This window comes from Ruegeria sp. AO1, assembly GCF_056535985.1.
Genome location: NZ_JBQFJC010000001.1, coordinates 3343699 through 3359610, shown reverse-complemented (window position 1 = coordinate 3359610; position 15912 = coordinate 3343699). Strand labels below are relative to the sequence as shown.

15 protein-coding genes, 1 pseudogene and 1 riboswitch are annotated in these 15912 nt (G+C 58.8%); of the genes and pseudogenes, 9 read left to right on the top strand and 7 right to left on the bottom strand.

Going from position 1 to position 15912, the window contains the following annotated elements:
• Window positions 1-2: 2 nt before the first annotated feature.
• The 6 genes and pseudogenes from ACR3FB_RS16740 to cysQ form a co-directional block, all read right to left on the bottom strand.
• The gene (locus ACR3FB_RS16740; protein ID WP_480566088.1) at window positions 3-1703 is read right to left on the bottom strand and encodes a DUF5927 domain-containing protein; all 1701 of its coding nucleotides are present in this window, start codon (window positions 1701-1703) and stop codon (window positions 3-5) included.
• Window positions 1700-2686: a glycosyltransferase family 2 protein gene (locus tag ACR3FB_RS16735; protein WP_480566090.1), complete on the bottom strand. Its 987-nt coding sequence runs from the start codon at window positions 2684-2686 to the stop codon at window positions 1700-1702. The genes ACR3FB_RS16740 and ACR3FB_RS16735 overlap by 4 nt, the downstream gene beginning before the upstream one ends.
• 145 nt (window positions 2687-2831) lie before the next feature.
• A complete protein-coding gene (locus ACR3FB_RS16730) occupies window positions 2832-3893 on the bottom strand; it encodes a glycosyltransferase family 2 protein (RefSeq protein ID WP_480566092.1) in 1062 nt (353 codons plus the stop codon).
• 7 nt (window positions 3894-3900) lie between these two features.
• Window positions 3901-4692: pseudogene (locus tag ACR3FB_RS16725) on the bottom strand (NAD-dependent epimerase/dehydratase family protein).
• 51 nt (window positions 4693-4743) lie between these two features.
• Window positions 4744-5544, bottom strand: a complete 801-nt coding sequence (locus ACR3FB_RS16720; protein ID WP_480566094.1) for a 3-deoxy-manno-octulosonate cytidylyltransferase family protein — start codon at window positions 5542-5544, stop codon at window positions 4744-4746.
• Complete coding sequence (gene cysQ / locus ACR3FB_RS16715; RefSeq protein WP_425084092.1) at window positions 5544-6341, bottom strand: 3'(2'),5'-bisphosphate nucleotidase CysQ; 798 nt, start codon at window positions 6339-6341, stop codon at window positions 5544-5546. The genes ACR3FB_RS16720 and cysQ overlap by 1 nt, the downstream gene beginning before the upstream one ends.
• A gap of 122 nt (window positions 6342-6463) precedes the next feature.
• Between cysQ and ACR3FB_RS16710 the strand changes: the two genes are divergently transcribed.
• Window positions 6464-7285, top strand: coding sequence for an ABC transporter permease (locus ACR3FB_RS16710; RefSeq protein WP_425084093.1), 822 nt, complete (start codon window positions 6464-6466; stop codon window positions 7283-7285).
• Here ACR3FB_RS16710 and ACR3FB_RS16705 read toward each other — a convergent pair.
• Window positions 7282-7884 (bottom strand): alpha-ketoglutarate-dependent dioxygenase AlkB family protein, encoded by a 603-nt coding sequence (locus ACR3FB_RS16705; RefSeq protein WP_425084094.1) that lies wholly within the window; start codon window positions 7882-7884, stop codon window positions 7282-7284. The two genes, ACR3FB_RS16710 and ACR3FB_RS16705, sit on opposite strands and share 4 nt — an antisense overlap.
• A gap of 214 nt (window positions 7885-8098) precedes the next feature.
• On the opposite strand from ACR3FB_RS16705, the gene dnaK reads away from it, so the two are divergent.
• From dnaK to ACR3FB_RS16665, 8 genes are all read left to right on the top strand, one after another.
• Complete coding sequence (gene dnaK / locus ACR3FB_RS16700; RefSeq protein WP_170380243.1) at window positions 8099-10006, top strand: molecular chaperone DnaK; 1908 nt, start codon at window positions 8099-8101, stop codon at window positions 10004-10006.
• A gap of 74 nt (window positions 10007-10080) precedes the next feature.
• The gene (dnaJ, locus tag ACR3FB_RS16695) at window positions 10081-11229 is read left to right on the top strand and encodes a molecular chaperone DnaJ (protein WP_170380244.1); all 1149 of its coding nucleotides are present in this window, start codon (window positions 10081-10083) and stop codon (window positions 11227-11229) included.
• Between the two features lie 252 nt (window positions 11230-11481).
• A riboswitch (TPP riboswitch) is annotated at window positions 11482-11586 on the top strand.
• A gap of 45 nt (window positions 11587-11631) precedes the next feature.
• On the top strand, window positions 11632-12435 hold the full coding sequence (gene thiD / locus ACR3FB_RS16690; protein ID WP_480566097.1) for a bifunctional hydroxymethylpyrimidine kinase/phosphomethylpyrimidine kinase: 804 nt from the start codon (window positions 11632-11634) through the stop codon (window positions 12433-12435).
• Window positions 12432-13409 (top strand): FAD-dependent oxidoreductase, encoded by a 978-nt coding sequence (locus ACR3FB_RS16685; protein WP_170640938.1) that lies wholly within the window; start codon window positions 12432-12434, stop codon window positions 13407-13409. The genes thiD and ACR3FB_RS16685 overlap by 4 nt, the downstream gene beginning before the upstream one ends.
• Window positions 13393-13587, top strand: a complete 195-nt coding sequence (gene thiS / locus ACR3FB_RS16680) for a sulfur carrier protein ThiS (protein ID WP_170479983.1) — start codon at window positions 13393-13395, stop codon at window positions 13585-13587. The genes ACR3FB_RS16685 and thiS overlap by 17 nt, the downstream gene beginning before the upstream one ends.
• A gap of 2 nt (window positions 13588-13589) precedes the next feature.
• Window positions 13590-14354: a thiazole synthase gene (locus ACR3FB_RS16675; RefSeq protein WP_480566099.1), complete on the top strand. Its 765-nt coding sequence runs from the start codon at window positions 13590-13592 to the stop codon at window positions 14352-14354.
• Window positions 14351-14947, top strand: a complete 597-nt coding sequence (locus ACR3FB_RS16670) for a thiamine phosphate synthase (RefSeq protein WP_480566101.1) — start codon at window positions 14351-14353, stop codon at window positions 14945-14947. Before ACR3FB_RS16675 ends, ACR3FB_RS16670 begins: the two co-directional genes overlap by 4 nt.
• Window positions 14944-15906, top strand: coding sequence for a HesA/MoeB/ThiF family protein (locus tag ACR3FB_RS16665; protein ID WP_480566103.1), 963 nt, complete (start codon window positions 14944-14946; stop codon window positions 15904-15906). The genes ACR3FB_RS16670 and ACR3FB_RS16665 overlap by 4 nt, the downstream gene beginning before the upstream one ends.
• Window positions 15907-15912 lie beyond the last annotated feature (6 nt).

Sequence of the window (15912 nt, the reverse complement as noted above, 5' to 3'; positions counted from 1 at the left end):
GATCACTGCACCAGATAAGGTTTGCGGAAAGGCTTGGTGCGGGTTCCAAACACATCATCGACGGGGAAGTCGCCCATCAGTTGCGGGTGCATGCCCTGGTTCTTGAGGTTCTGGAGGAATTGCCCAAAGCCGGCCAGATCGACCATAAGCGGGGCCTCGGTCAGGTGGCGGGACGTCTGTGGTGCGATCTCGTCCAGAATGGTTTGCAGAGGCTCCATCGGGGCCTCAATGAAATCTGCCAGCGTCCAGCTCCGCACACGCGCTTTTGTCCAAACCGAGCTTAGCACCTCAAGCTGTTTGCTTTCGATCTGTTGCAAGCGGGCAGCTTCGCAGCGGATATCGGCGAAGTTCATGTTTGACCGGAACAGCGGAATCGCCCACGCCCCGGTAATCACCGAGATCTGCGCGTTCTTGTCCCGCGCCAGAAACCAGTTGATGTCCTGCGTGTCTCGCGGGCCGAACTGGAAACACTGGCGCTGACCGCGTGTGTTCCAGATCAGGTTCGACAGGAACGCCTTGGGGTTATAGTCGCGCAACGTGGCACTGTCGCTGAGCGCGCCATTGGTGATCGTCTCATCCTGCGCGAATTCGGCGCGGTTTGCGGCAAAGAGGTGCCCGTGAACCCGTGTGTTGGTCGCAGTTTCCAGCCAGGTTTCGAACTCTTCAAACAGGTCCGAGAACCCCTGAAACACCGAATAACCCGCAGCCGTCAGACCGTTCTCGCTGCCGTGGCGGGGAAAGCGGCTTTGCATATAGAGGCCATCTCGCCCATGAGTGCGCCGCTCGACCGCCTTGGAGAAAACGCGGTCGATCTTGCCCGGGTTAGGTTCGGCCGGCCGCATCGCGCTGGTCTGGTCGGTCAGGAAAGAGTGATAAAGTCTCTCGGCCCGGGGCCAGATTTTACGGGCAACAAAGCAGTCCGACCGGCGTAGCAGTTGCAGGTGGTCATCGTAAAAGATGTGGGGCCGCCCCTGGTAGTCGAATTTCGACAGGGTCAGGGACCGGCTTTCGATATGCGTGGAATAGAGCCGCGCAAGTGTCTGAAAATAGCTTTCATCCGGTATCCAGACATGGCGGAAATAGCGGTCATAGACCTTACGCCTGGGGTCTTGCAAAATGGCCGAGAGGGTCTGCCGCGTCAGGCACCACCATTGGCTGCCCATATGCGGAGTCAAACCGTCTGGGATGCTGCGGCGCATGCCGGTCGCCCGTTGCAGTTTTACATAGGCGTCAAACAGTTTGCGCTGATTGCGCCAGGAAAACGGGAACCGCAGGGTAAAGCGTTCATGGTCCAGCCCACCGATCGTCCAGCTGACATCGGCGGTTGTGACGCTTTCAATGAAATCGACGCGGGGACGGTCGGACAGGTAGTCGATCAGCTCTTGCACCGGGCGCAGAGGCAGACACGCGCCGGACGACAGGAAGACATGCCGCACGTCCGGGTAGGTCTCCAGCATCTGCTCGGATGCGGATTGTGAGGCCGCCACGATACCCCAACGGCCCCAATCGCAAATATGGCGATCCGAGAACCTGATCAGGGGGTTGTCCGCGCAGGAGGCGACAAAGTTCGAATAGGTCTTTTCGGCGACCTTGCCATCCACGTGGATCACAACCGGGCAGCCCGCCGCGGTCCAGTGTCGGGCGACCTGCTCGGCTCGATCTAGGGCTGTGTGGACCAGCATGACGATACCCAGCGAACTCATGCCCAGTTGCCTTTCGACATGAGGCCCAAAATCTCAAGCTGCCGCCAGTTAATGTATTGCTCGGACCAATCGCAGCGGAAAACGGGCTGCTCCTCCAGCTGTTTGGCGTAGGCTTTGTATTCACCGGACCCGCGATAGTGCTGCCCGCGCTGCATCTCTTCGCGCGCCTTGTCGCCTAGGGTGTTGATCAGCTTGGCATGCAACAACGCGCCACTGGTCTTTTCCCCGCCCCATTCGTCATAGACCTGGTTCAAACCCCTCGGCAGGAGTGAATGGGTCGAGCTGATATAGACATAGCGCCGATCCCACTTGACCAAGGGTATTTTGTTCAGCGCCGGGGCCTTAGAGGGGTTGTCCTGAAAGAAAACACGGGCCCTTGGACCACCCTGAATCCACAGGTTCTTATATTCGGGGTTCTTGGAAATCATGTAATTCCCGGCATCGAACCAACGCGCGATTTCAAACGGGTCCTGACCCTCGTGATAGGGTTCGTCGTCTACAGGACCTTCGGGATACATGTCGATCAGCATGGTGCCGAAACTGCGCACCGCACAGCTGTCCAGCCAGTCGGTCAGCGCGCTGATCGGGCGGGTGTCGCAGAACGGATAGATGAAGAACTCATCCGGATCGACGGTCAGAACCCAATGCCCATGCGCGTATTTGCGCAGCAGGTAGTTGGACCAGTCCAACCCGAACCCTGCCTTTCTATAGCTGGTTTTCGTCTGCCATACCGAGACATCGGGCTGCGTGCGCAGAAACGCGAGACTGCCGTCGTCGCTGTCATTATCGACAAACAGAAAATGGTTCACGCCCAGCTTGCGGTAGTAGTCCAGAAAGAAGGGCAGGCGAATCTTCTCGTTACGGACAACGCTCATCAGCAACACATCGTCCGGACGGATGGCGGCGGTATTGGTGCTAATGGGCTTCAGCTCACGCCGTCTATTGACACAGCGCACAAGGCGGCGCTTACGCCGCAACCTCATGCGATAAGACTCCAAAAGGCCCACGCGACTGCCCAATCCTTATTATTGACGCGAGCGTCCCCGGATTGATTGCTGAGTGCCCAACATCCGGGTTCCGCCGACTATGCCATTTTTTCATCTTGAGGGGAAATGCATTTACAACAGGTTAGTGACCCCAGCTCTGCTGCTCCGACCAGCCCCCTGCATTCATCAGCCCCAGCTGCTGTAGTTTTAACCAGCCGGTATAGGCCTCGGACCGGTCCGTCCACATATCCGGCTGCGCGATGATCCCATCATAGTATGTCTGGAATTGGTCGGGATCATGAAAATGCTGGCGGCGCTGTTTCTCGATCTGTGATTTTGCGGTGATCTCGGGCAGGAACTTCGTGTGCAAAAGGACCCCGGAAGGCGTGTCCCCGTTCGGTCCATCGTAAAGCGCGTTAAGATGCCGGGGCAGCGCGGAATGGGTCGAGTTTACATAGGCATAGCGCCGGGACCACTTGACCAGAGGGGTCTTGTTCAAAGTCGGTGAGCGCTGGCGTGTATTGGAGAAAAACACCCGCTCGCGCGCGCCGCCCTGGACCCATAGATTACCCATCGGGGTCTGCCGCTGCGCGCGGTAGGGGCCGGCGTCGAACCAGTTCAGGGTTTTGGTCGGATCACATTCCGGGTCATGGGTTTGCGACCCCAGCGGCCCTTTCGGGTAGAGATCCAGCATCAAGGCACCGAACCCGACACGGCCTTGCCTCTCCAGCCAACGAGTCATTTCCTGCAAGGGTCGGGTGTCGTGATGTACGTAGATCAGCAACTCGTCCGCGTCGACAGTCAGGCACCAATGGCCGTGGCCATACCGGATTTGCAGCGAGGTCAGCCAATCCAGCCCAAAGCGCGCCGCGTGGTAGCTGGCCTGAGTGTGCCAGAGCGACACGTCAGATTGCTGCGCCAGAAACTCGGTCGATCCGTCGTCGCTGCCGTTGTCCACGATCAGAAAATGGTCGACGCCCAAGGCGCGGTAGTGCCGGAAAAACCACGGTAGACGTTCCAACTCGTTGCGCAGGGTGACGAAGGCCAGAATATCTCCGCGCTGGATATCCAAGGTTCTGTTCTGCAAACAGGCCAACTGGTGCCGGCTGCGCCAGGATTGCCACAGCAGCCTGCGTCGTTTCCAACGCAGCCGGTATTTCTGGGTCGGGCTGATGCGGGGAAGCTGGGCGTTGACGGGGGTCAAAGGTGGCTCATTTCTCGTAGGTGACGGTTTGATACCAGCGCCACGCGTCGATGGTCATCGTCTCTAACGTTGACGTTTTGCCCTCCAACCCAGCTCTCCGCCGGCGTGCACCGAGCCTGACACCAGCTTGGTGCAATCCCCTGCGTGGCGCGGCCCGACGAGCGCGGTTGGTAACGGTTTTGGACTGCTCGATGAGCCCAAGAACCGAGAACTTCGACCCGGTGCCCAGATTGAACACACGGCTGCCATTGCCCATTTGAATCCAGTTCAAGCCGAGAAAATGCGCAGCGACTAGTTCGCAGACATGAACGTAGTCGCGGATGCTGGTTCCGTCTGGCGTGTCGTAGTCTGTGCCGAACAAGGTCAAGCCATCCCGTTTGCCATCAATCGCATCCAGCACCACATTATCTTGATCGCCATAGGTTGCGCAGGTTGAGGAAAAAACGAAATCCAGACAGTTTGCGGCCACTGCGGCCTCGATCAGAGTCAGCGAGCCAGTCACATTGTTCGACCAATAGCGCGCGGGCTCTTTCATGGCCTCACCCACTTGGCTGAGGGCGGCGAAATGCATCACGGCCTGAGGTTGATACTTGGCAAAAACCTCGTCCAGGCTCGCGCGGTCATGCTGGCCGCCCTGTTCAGACGGGCCAAACTTGACCGCATCCTGCCAGCCGGTGAAAAGATTGTCGTAGGTAACCGGCACAAAGCCTGATTGCGCCAGCGCTTTGCAAGCATGAGAGCCGATGTAGCCTGCGCCACCCGTCACAAGGGTCGTTTTTGTATCAGGTCCAGTGGTCATAGTTGGCTGCTTCTAGACCAACTTGGCAGGCTCGGTCAGGGGGAAAAGCGATCACTCCAACCCCATATCTGCCATCATCGCTTCGATCTTGGGCACGTCCTGAGGGTTGTTCAGCTCCCAAAACTGACGGCCCTTGGCTTCGACCTCGACGCATAGAACCTTGCGGCCGTTTTCCATGAAGCGCAGCTGTTCCAGACCTTCCAACTGCTCTAGCGGGCCGGTAGGCCAGCTGGGGTAGGCAGACAACGCATCTGGGCGGTAGGCATATACACCTACATGGTGAAACACCGGGGTTGGATCCGTGCCCGTATAGCTGTTGGAGGCGAAAGGCACCACTTCTTTCGAGAAATACATCGCACTGTTATCGCTGGCAAAAACGGCGGTCGTGCCGCCGACGCGCCCGTGTTTGCGATCATTGAGCAGGCTATTCAGCGCCTCTCCGTCGCAGCGCAGAACGGGCGTCGCGACACCGGCCTCGGGCGCGTCGCGCAGGCCGGAGATCAGGTCCTCGACAAACCAATGCGGTGTCAGCGGCGCGTCGCCTTGCAAGTTTACGATGATCTCGTAGCTACCACCCAAAACCTCATGTGCCTCGGCACAGCGTTCGGTGCCGTTCTGGCAGGTTTCCGAGGTCATCACGACCTCGGCCCCGAACCCCTCGGCGGCGTCCCGGATGCGGTCGTCATCTGTGGCGACAACGACCTTGTCCACGCCTGACACAGACTTGGCCGCTCGCCATGAACGCTCGATCAGTGTCATGGCTTTGCCCGTTGCGCCAGTCAGCGGCACCAAAGGCTTGCCCGGATAGCGGGATGAGGCGTAGCGGGCGGGAATGGCGATCAGAACGGACATCAGGCTTCCTTCAACTCAACACCCGGAGCGTAGGCGATGAAGAACGGGTTTGCATAGCCGTCCTTGCCATAGGTCAACGGTGTGTGGTCGTCGAACCGGACCACCTGACCACCAGCCCCTGCCAGTACAGCGTGCCCGGCGGCGGTGTCCCACTCCATCGTGCGTCCGACCCGTGGGTAGAGATCCGCCTCACCCGTTGCGACCAGACAGAACTTGAGGGACGAGCCCGCGCTCTTGCTGTCCTGCACCTGATATTTGTTGATGTAATCCTCGGTTGCCTGATCCCGGTGCGATTTAGAGGCGACGATCAGAAGGGCAGAATTGTCCGGATTAGAGACTGAAATCGACGTGATCTCCCCCGCGTGGACTTTATCCAATGCGCCGGTTTCCTCAACCGATTGCCCATCGGCTTGGGTATAGAACATGCGACCGCGCGCAGGGGCATAGACGACACCGCGCGTGGGGGTACCGTTTTCGACCAGTGCGATATTGACGGTGAAATCTCCGCGCCGATTGATGAATTCCTTGGTGCCATCCAACGGATCAACGATCAGGAATGTTTCGCCCTTTTCGGAATGCGAGGCGCCCTGTTCTTCGGTCACCAGCAGGATGTCGGGGAAGGCGGCGCGCAGCCCTTCTGAGATCAACGCATCGGCGGCCTCATCAGCCTCGGTCACGGGGCTTTCGTCGGATTTGACCTTCACATCGAAGGTGTCCGAGTTGTAGATTTCCATGATCTTGTCACCGGCTTCCAGTGCCAGACGTCGGATGACGGGGATAAGGGCGTCGTAGGTCACAAAAAAGCTCCGATTTGGTAGTTTATTGATCGAATGTGGTGACGGACTTATGATGTGCTGGTTACCGAACGGCAAGGTATTCGTGAAAGACTGAGGTCAACAGAGCAGGAAAGACTCGACACGTGTTCTATTTCAGGAGTAACAAGACCCTGCTGGGTGGTGCCTTCACCACGGTCGAGCTGATCTTTCATGCCGTTGTGCGCGATATCCGCACCCAACACGCAAACGCGGTGGTCGCGATTTTGCGCAGTATTATCCAGGTCCTTGTGATGGTGCTGGTGTTTTACTTGATTATGTCCTTCATGGGCACGCGGGTGGCCAAGGTGCGTGGTGACCTTGTTTTGTATCTCTTGTCAGGCGTGTTCCTGTTCTTGCTGCATATTCGGGCTGTAAAACAGGTCGCAGGTGTGGGAGCGGGCAACAACCCGATGATGCTGCACTCACCTATGAACATGGTGATCACGATCGTGGCCACGGCGCTCGGGACGCTCTACACCATGATGGTGACTATGTTTGTCATCCTGTTCATCTACCATGCCGCAGTAAAACCGTTGGCAATCGAACAGCCGGGGCCTGCCTTTGCGATGGTGCTTTTGTCGTGGTTCACCGGATGTGCGGTGGGGTTGGTTTTGATGGCGCTGCGGCCTTGGTTTCCAATGACGGCAGGCATTCTGACCACGGTGTACCGACGGTTGCAGATGATCTTCTCTGGCAAGATGTTTTTAGCCAATGCGCTGGGCGGATACATGTTGATGCTGTTCACCTGGAACCCGTTGTTTCATTTGATCGACCAATGCCGCGGTTTTGTGTTCCGCAACTATTACCCGCGCAACACAAGCTGGGAATATGCGGTCTGGGTTGGCGTCGCGCTGGTGATGATCGGCCTGCTGGGCGTCTTCTTCACCAAGAAACACGTCTCACAAAGCTGGAGCGCGCGCCGCTAAAGCGCAACGCGCAGGGTTAGGTTGATCCGCCCGCCTTTGGGTAGCAGTTTGGATGATTTGAACCGGATGCGGTCCACGCCGTGATAGGTCAATCGCGCTGGGCCGCCCATGATCACCACATCGCCCGAGTTCAGCCAGATGGATTCCGTCTTGCCTCCGCGTGTTGTGTTGCCGATGCGGAACAGCGCGTCATCGCCGAGCGAGACCGACAGCACAGGCCATGAGAAATCGGCCTCATCTTTGTCCTGATGCAGGCCCATCTTCGCGTCTTCGCCATAGTAGTTGATCAGGCAGCAATCCGGCGCGCGATCACGCCCCACCAGATCGTGCCAGATCGCAAGGACAAGTTCGGGGATCTTGGGCCAGTTCATGCCCCCGGGATGCTGGCCCTGATAGCGGTAGCCCGCCTTGTCCGTCACCCATCCCAAATCCCCGGCAGAGGTCATGCGCACCGACATCTCTTTGCCCGATGGTGTCACGGGGCGGAACAGGGGCGCAGATTTCAGAATCGGGCGCAGCGCATCGATCAGCCGGCTCTGGGCGGCATTGTCCAGATAGCCTTTCCTGATCTCAAATCCCCGTAAAAGCAGCCGAGCCATGCCGGATTCCCCATTCCTTACCAAATCCTTGCCAAAAAAGGCCGCAGATTCCCGAAAACCTGCAATTCAGAATGCTTGCAGGCCTCTGGTCCGGCCCTTATATACGCCGAGACGCGCGATGGTGTAGTGCTGTCGCGCACATCAGATCGGGGACGGGATGCCATAACGGGTCCGGCCCTCGGGACATCGCCTTGAAGAGAAAGGGATTGAAAATATGGGAAAAGTAATCGGGATTGACCTCGGCACCACCAACTCGTGTGTTGCGATCATGGATGGCTCGCAGCCGAAGGTCATCGAAAACGCCGAAGGGGCGCGGACCACGCCCTCGATCGTCGCCTTCACCGAAGATGAGCGACTGGTCGGTCAGCCTGCAAAACGTCAGGCGGTCACCAACCCCGACAACACGATCTTTGGCGTCAAGCGTCTGATCGGTCGTCGTGTGGATGATGCAGAAGTCGAAAAAGACAAGAAAATGGTGCCGTACGCCATCGTCAATGGCGGCAATGGCGACGCGTGGGTTGAAGCCCGCGGTGAAAAGTACTCCCCGAGCCAAATCTCGGCCTTCACTCTGGGCAAGATGAAGGAAACCGCAGAAAGCTATCTGGGTGAGGAAGTCACGCAGGCGGTTATTACCGTTCCGGCATATTTCAACGATGCTCAGCGTCAGGCCACCAAAGACGCCGGTAAAATCGCCGGTCTGGAAGTGCTGCGGATCATTAACGAACCGACAGCGGCTGCTCTGGCTTATGGTCTGGACAAGGAAGAAACCCAAACCATCGCGGTCTATGACCTTGGTGGCGGTACCTTCGACGTGACCATTCTGGAAATCGACGACGGGTTGTTCGAAGTTAAGTCGACCAACGGTGACACCTTCCTGGGTGGTGAAGACTTTGACATGCGCATCGTCAACTACCTTGCGGATGAGTTTAAAAAGGAACACGGTGTCGACCTGTCGCAAGACAAGATGGCTCTGCAACGTCTGAAAGAAGCCGCTGAAAAAGCCAAGATCGAACTGTCCTCGACCTCGCAGACCGAAATCAACCAGCCGTTCATCTCAATGGGGTCGAACGGTCAGCCGCTGCACATGGTCATGAAGCTGACCCGTGCCAAGCTGGAATCGCTGGTTTCGGACCTGATCAAAAAGTCGATGAAGCCTTGCGCCGCTGCTCTGAAAGATGCCGGTCTGTCGGCTGCTGACGTGGACGAAGTTGTTCTGGTCGGTGGTATGACCCGGATGCCGAAAGTGATCGAAGAGGTCACCAAATTCTTCGGTAAAGAGCCCCACAAAGGTGTGAACCCGGACGAAGTGGTTGCCATGGGCGCCGCGATTCAGGCCGGTGTTCTGCAAGGTGACGTCAAAGACGTGGTTCTGCTGGACGTTACCCCGCTGTCGCTGGGCATTGAGACGCTGGGTGGCGTGTTCACCCGTCTGATCGACCGCAACACCACGATCCCGACCAAGAAGTCTCAGGTCTTCTCGACCGCCGAGGACAACCAGAACGCCGTAACCATCCGCGTGTTCCAGGGTGAGCGTGAAATGGCTGCGGACAACAAGATCCTGGGTCAGTTCAACCTCGAAGATATCCCGCCGGCGCCGCGCGGTATGCCTCAGATCGAGGTGACTTTTGACATCGACGCCAACGGCATTGTCTCGGTTTCGGCCAAGGACAAAGGCACCGGCAAAGAGCAGAAGATCACCATCCAAGCCTCGGGCGGTCTGTCCGACGAGGACATCGAAAAGATGGTCAAGGACGCCGAAGAGAACGCGGAAGCCGACAAGGAACGCCGCGAGCTGGTCGACGCCAAGAACCAGGCGGAAAGCCTCATCCATTCGACCGAGAAGTCGATGGAAGAGCACTCCGACAAGGTCGATCCGACCACCATCGAAGCCATTGAGCTTGCAATTGCCGCGCTGAAGGACGAGCTGGAAACCGAGAACGCCGACAAGATCAAGTCCGGCATCCAGAACGTCACCGAAGCTGCTATGAAGCTGGGCGAAGCCATCTACAAGGCGCAAGCCGAAGAAGGCGAGGAAGAGCCTGCAGCAGCAGATGCGGGTCCTGCGGATGATGACATTGTCGACGCCGAGTTCGAAGATCTGGACGACGACAAGCGTAAGTAACCGGTAACCGGGCCAATCTGGGCCGGTCCGCTTGCCGGGCCGGCCCGATTACGTTGAGGCAGAAGGGAAAACTGATGTCAAAACGCGACTACTATGATGTGCTTGGTGTCACCAAGGGCGCATCTGCGGATGAGATCAAGAAAGGTTTTCGCAAGAAAGCCAAGGAATTGCATCCCGACCGTAACAAGGACAACCCGGATGCCGAGGCGCAGTTCAAAGAGGCGAACGAAGCCTATGACGTGCTGCGCGATGCTGACAAAAAAGCGGCCTATGACCGTTTTGGTCATGCCGCTTTTGAAAATGGCATGGGCGGTGGTGGCCGTCCGGGCGGCGGATTTGGTCAGGGTGACTTCTCCAGCGCGTTCTCGGATGTGTTCGATGATCTCTTCGGCGACTTCATGGGCGGACAACGTGGTGGCGGCGGCGGACGTCGCGCGGCACGCGGGTCCGACCTGCGCTATAATCTGCGCGTAACGCTGGAAGAGGCTTTCTCGGGCCTGCAGAAAACCATCAACGTCCCCGCAGCCGTGGCTTGTTCGGCCTGTGATGGCTCGGGTGCAGAGGGTGGTGTTGAACCTACGACATGTCCAACCTGCTCAGGCATGGGTAAGGTCCGGGCGCAGCAAGGGTTCTTTACCGTTGAGCGGACTTGTCCGACCTGTTCGGGCCTTGGGCAAATCATCAAAAACCCCTGTAAATCCTGCAATGGCGCGGGTCGTGTGGAAAAAGAACGCGCGCTTTCGGTCAATATCCCAGCTGGTGTTGAGACCGGTACACGCATCCGCCTGGCGGGTGAGGGTGAAGCCGGTATGCGCGGCGGCCCTCCGGGTGACCTCTATATCTTTGTTGAGGTCTCGGACCACAAACTGTTCGAACGTGACAGCGTGAATCTCTATTGCCGCGTGCCTGTCAGCATGGCCAAAGCCGCGCTGGGCGGGTCCATCGAGGTGCCGACCATTGATGGCGGGCGCGGACGGGTGCAGATCCCGGCGGGCAGCCAGTCGGGTCGCCAAATGCGCCTGCGCGGAAAGGGCATGCCTGCTTTGCGGGGTGGTGGCATCGGTGACATGTTCATCGAACTGGCTGTGGAAACTCCGGTCAACCTCACCTCTCGCCAGAAAGAACTTTTGCGTGAGTTTGATGATTTGGGTGAGGATAACCACCCAGAATCAAAAAGCTTTTTCTCATCCGTGAAGTCCTTCTGGGATGGGATGAAAAGCTAAGTTCAGGCCGCTCTAACTGGGGGGGCCTTTTTCGATCGAGGCTCTGATCCCGCCGCCCCACACGTCTCTGTCGCCGGGTGGCTCGGCCTTCCAAAGGATGTGATCCTTCATTCATCTGTCGCAAATAGCTTCGGAGCGCGGGGCAGGTTCCCGCAAACTCCACCCTTCCTCTGGCCCTATTTTATTGAAGATATTGGCCATACGATACGCGGATTGAGGCTTGATTTTCCAGACCGGTCCTGAGATTGTCCGCATCAACCGTTGGGGTGCCCTTATGGAAGGGCTGAGAGGCGCAAGCGCTAACCCATCGAACCTGATCCGGGCAATTCCGGCGTAGGGAACGGTCTAAAGCAAACAGACGTTTTCCATGCCCGAGTTGCTCAAAATAGATGGAGCAACGACGTGGCACCTATTGCCTTGACCATAGCAGGATCCGACAGCGGCGGCGGCGCGGGCATTCAGGCCGATCTCAAGGCGATGTCGGCTTTGGGTGTTTTCGGGGCCAGCGTGATCACCGCCGTTACTGCTCAAAACACGCAGGCAGTTACGGCCGTGCATGTTATTCCGTCGGAGGTCATCTCGGCCCAGATCCAAGCGGTGCTCAGCGATCTGGATGTGCGCGCTATCAAGATCGGAATGCTGGCGACGCCGGAGATTATTGAGACCGTGGCGCAGGGGATTTCCGAGTTTCAAGGACCGGTCGTTCTGGACCCCGTGATGATTGCGAAATCCGGTGATGCCCTTCTGGCCGATGAGGCAGTTCAAACGCTACGCGACGTTCTGCTGCCCCGTGCAACCGTTCTGACGCCAAACCTACCCGAGGCGGCATGTTTGCTGGATCGAGGTGATGCCGACACGCCTGAGGCGATGGTTGAACAGGGCAAAGCGCTGTGCGCTTTGGGTGCACAAGCGGTTTTGATGAAGGGCGGTCATGGCAAGGGGGATGTCTGCCATGATCTGCTGATCGACGAAAACGGGGTGATTGCCGAATTTCAGGCCCCAAGGAAGGCCACCCGAAACACCCATGGAACGGGTTGCACGCTGTCCTCATCTATCGCTGCCGGTTTGGCCCAAGGCCTGACGCTTGTCGATGCCGTGGCGCAGGCGCACGAGTATCTGCAGGGCGCAATCGCGCGGGCTGATGAGCTGAAGATCGGTGCGGGCCACGGACCTGTTCATCACTTCCACCGGGTTTGGCCTGCGTGACCCTCTGGTCCGTCATAGGCGCCGGTGTAGCTGGTTTGGCCGTTGCGTCCGAGCTGGTCTCGCGCGGGGCAAAGGTACAGGTTTTCGATCCCGGCGGCCCCCCAGGCCCGCATGGATGTTCCTGGTGGGCGGGCGGTATGTTGGCCCCGTGGTGCGAGTATGAAAACGCCGAGGAACCTGTCCTCAGGCTGGGTCAATCCGCCATTGACTGGTGGGCCTCCCGAACTCAGGTCCAACGATGCGGGACTCTGGTCGTGGCCAATGCGCGGGACATCCCGGATTTGCGCAGATTTGCCCGTCGGACGAATTCCTACTCCGATGTGGATCGGGCGAAAATCGCCGAATTAGAGCCTGATCTGCATGGATTCGGAAAGGGGTTGTACTTCGATCAAGAAGCGCATCTTGACCCCCGTCAGGCGTTGTTGGACCTGCACCGAAGACTCAAAGACAAGGGCGTCGAATTCCACCGCAAACTCGCCCCTGCGCAGCTGGAAAACGCCATCGATTGTCGAGGGCTGCACGCGCGGGAATACCTGCATGATCTGCGTGGCGTAAAGGGCGAGATGCTGGTGGTGCGTTGCCCCGATGTGACGTTGTCACGCCCCGTGCGCCTGTTGCACCCGCGGATGCCGCTCTACATCGTGCCGCGTGGCGAGGGTATTTACATGCTGGGCGCGACCATGATCGAGAGCGAAGACAGCAGCCGGATCACCGCGCGCTCAATGCTGGAACTGCTCAGCGCGGCCTACGCTTTGAACCCGGCCTTTGGTGAGGCTGAGGTGCTGGAAATTGGCGTCGATCTGCGCCCTGCCTTTCCCGACAACCTGCCGCGCATCCGGCGCTTGGGCCGGACGATCTATGCCAATGGCCTCTACCGCCATGGCTACCTGTTGGCCCCAGCCCTGGCACAGGGCGTGGCCGATCTGGCGCTTGAGAACAAACATTCGGAGATGGTCGATGAAGATCGTGCTTAATGGCGACCCCAAAGAGGTAAAGGCCTCGACCTTGGCAGAGCTGCTAGAGGAATGCGGTTTCTCGGGCCGTGTTGCAACGGCGGTGAACGAGGAATTCGTGCCCTCCAGCCTGCGCATTGCCCATGCCCTGTCCGAAGGTGACCGGGTCGAAATCCTGTCGCCGATGCAAGGAGGGTGAGGATGAAAAGCTTTTATGGCGTCGCTCTGCCCAACCCTCTGATGCTGGGCACCGCGCAATATCCCAGCCCCGCTATTCTAGAACAGGCGTTCCGCGACAGCGGCGCGGGTGTGGCGACTGTCTCTTTGCGGCGGGAATCGGGGGCCGGGCAGACCTTTTGGCAGATGATCCGTGATCTGGGCGTGCTGGTGCTGCCCAACACTGCCGGGTGTCATACGGTCAAAGAGGCGGTGACCACCGCGCATATGGCCCGCGAAGTGTTTGAGACCAAGTGGATCAAGCTGGAGCTGATCGGCCATACCGACAGTCTGCAGCCGGACGTCTTCCAGTTGGTCGAGGCCGCGCGCATCCTGACCGAGGATGGGTTCGAGGTCTTCCCTTACACAACCGACGACCTGATCGTGGGTGAACGGCTGCTTGAGGCCGGATGCGAGGTCCTGATGCCCTGGGGTGCGCCCATCGGCTCGGGCCGGGGGCTGAACAATGAATATGCCCTGCGCGCAATGCGGGCCGAGTTCCCGGATGTCCCGCTGGTGATTGATGCCGGGATCGGCCTGCCCAGCCATGCGGCCCACGCGATGGAGCTGGGATATGACGCCGTATTGTTGAACACAGCCGTCGCTCGCGCCGGTGATCCGGCGTTGATGGCAAAGGCCATGATTCGCGCGGTTGAGGCCGGGCAGCTGGCCCATCAGGCCGACCCGATTGAGGCCCGCGACATGGCCGAGCCCTCAACTCCCGTTGTTGGAAAGGCGTTCCTGTCATGAGTTTGGACCGTTTCTACCCGATCTTTGACCACTCGGACTGGCTGCGGCGGATGCTGCCCTTAGGTGTAAAGCTGGTGCAGCTGCGCATGAAGGACCAGCCGGACGAAGTTGTCCGGGCCGAGATCGCAACCTCTCGCGATCTGTGCAAGCAGCATGGCGCGGTTCTGGTGGTGAACGACTTTTGGCAGGCCGCGATAGATGCGGGTTGCGACTGGATCCATCTGGGGCAGGAGGATCTGGATGATGCCGACCTCAAAGCGATCCGAAAAGCGGGTCTAAAGCTGGGCGTTTCTACCCATGACGATGATGAACTAGAACGCGTTCTGGCCATGGACCCCGACTACGTCGCGCTGGGGCCGGTCTATCCGACGATCCTGAAAAAGATGAAGTGGGAGCAGCAAGGCCTGCCGCGAGTCACCGAGTGGAAGGCTCGCGTGGGCGATATCCCTCTGGTCGGGATCGGCGGTATGAGCGTCGAACGCGCGCCCGGCGTGCTTGAGGCGGGGGCCGATATCATCTCTGTGGTTACGGACATCACCTTGAACGCCGACCCCGAGGCGCGGGTCCGCCAGTGGATCGAGGCCACCAGATGAGCCGCTACACCCGCCAGATGATCCTGCCTGAGGTCGGGGCCGAAGGGCAGGCGCGCCTGTCCAAGGCGCGGGTCTTGGTGGTCGGGGCGGGCGGATTAGCGGCTCCGGTCCTGCCTTTGCTGACAGGGGCGGGCGTTGGCCATCTGACGATCCTCGATGCGGATGACGTGGCCCAGTCGAACCTGCATCGACAGACGCTGTTTTCTGAGGCTAATTGCGGACGCTCAAAGGTCGAAGTAGCAGCCGATCGCTGCCGTGCTTTGAATTCTGATATCGACGTCGTCGCGCTAAAACAGGCTCTAACAAGCGAAAATGCGGCTGGTTTTGTTTCACAGGCCGATCTGATCCTCGACTGTGCGGACAGCTATGCCGCCAGCTACACCCTGTCGGATATCTGCCTGACCTTGGGCAAACCATTGGTCAGCGCATCGGTGTTGGGCCTGTCTGGTTATGTCGGAGCATTCTGCGGCGGTGCGCCGTCACTGCGGGCCGTGTTCCCCGAGGCTCCGACCAGCGGGGCGAGCTGTGCTACGGCAGGTGTGCTGGGGCCAGTCGTGGGGATGATCGGCGCGATACAGGCGCAGATGGCGTTGGCTTTGATCCTCGGCCTCGACCCGTCGCCCCTAGGCCAGATGGTGCAGGTGGATGCCCGGACCTTCCGAAGCTCTAGCTTCCGTTTTGACGCAGCGCCTGAGCCTGAACATTCCTTTGCCTTCGTTGCCGCCTCGCAGCTGTCCTCAGATGATATGATTGTTGAGCTTCGGGACGAGGATGAAGCTCCTCAACCCATCCACCCTCTGGCACGTCGCTTAAACGTGGAGCACATGAAATCAGAGCCTAACAAGGAAAAACGACTGGCTTTGTGCTGTGCAACTGGCCTGCGCTCCTGGCGTGCGGCTGAACAGATTGAACCGGACTGGCCGGGCGAGATTGTCCTCGTTGCGGCCTCAACCTCGTGAGTGAAA

Bases quoted from the DNA above. Each gene is read 5' to 3' on its own strand.
- ACR3FB_RS16675 (WP_480566099.1), top strand. From the start codon at position 13,590: ATGAAAAGCTTTTATGGCGTCGCTCTGCCCAACCCTCTGATGCTGGGC.
- ACR3FB_RS16735 (WP_480566090.1), bottom strand. From the start codon at position 2,686: ATGAGGTTGCGGCGTAAGCGCCGCCTTGTGCGCTGTGTCAATAGACGG.
- dnaJ (WP_170380244.1), top strand. From the start codon at position 10,081: ATGTCAAAACGCGACTACTATGATGTGCTTGGTGTCACCAAGGGCGCA.
- ACR3FB_RS16705 (WP_425084094.1), bottom strand. From the start codon at position 7,884: ATGGCTCGGCTGCTTTTACGGGGATTTGAGATCAGGAAAGGCTATCTG.
- ACR3FB_RS16740 (WP_480566088.1), bottom strand. From the start codon at position 1,703: ATGAGTTCGCTGGGTATCGTCATGCTGGTCCACACAGCCCTAGATCGA.
- ACR3FB_RS16670 (WP_480566101.1), top strand. From the start codon at position 14,351: ATGAGTTTGGACCGTTTCTACCCGATCTTTGACCACTCGGACTGGCTG.
- dnaK (WP_170380243.1), top strand. From the start codon at position 8,099: ATGGGAAAAGTAATCGGGATTGACCTCGGCACCACCAACTCGTGTGTT.
- thiS (WP_170479983.1), top strand. From the start codon at position 13,393: ATGAAGATCGTGCTTAATGGCGACCCCAAAGAGGTAAAGGCCTCGACC.
- ACR3FB_RS16665 (WP_480566103.1), top strand. From the start codon at position 14,944: ATGAGCCGCTACACCCGCCAGATGATCCTGCCTGAGGTCGGGGCCGAA.
- ACR3FB_RS16720 (WP_480566094.1), bottom strand. From the start codon at position 5,544: ATGTCCGTTCTGATCGCCATTCCCGCCCGCTACGCCTCATCCCGCTAT.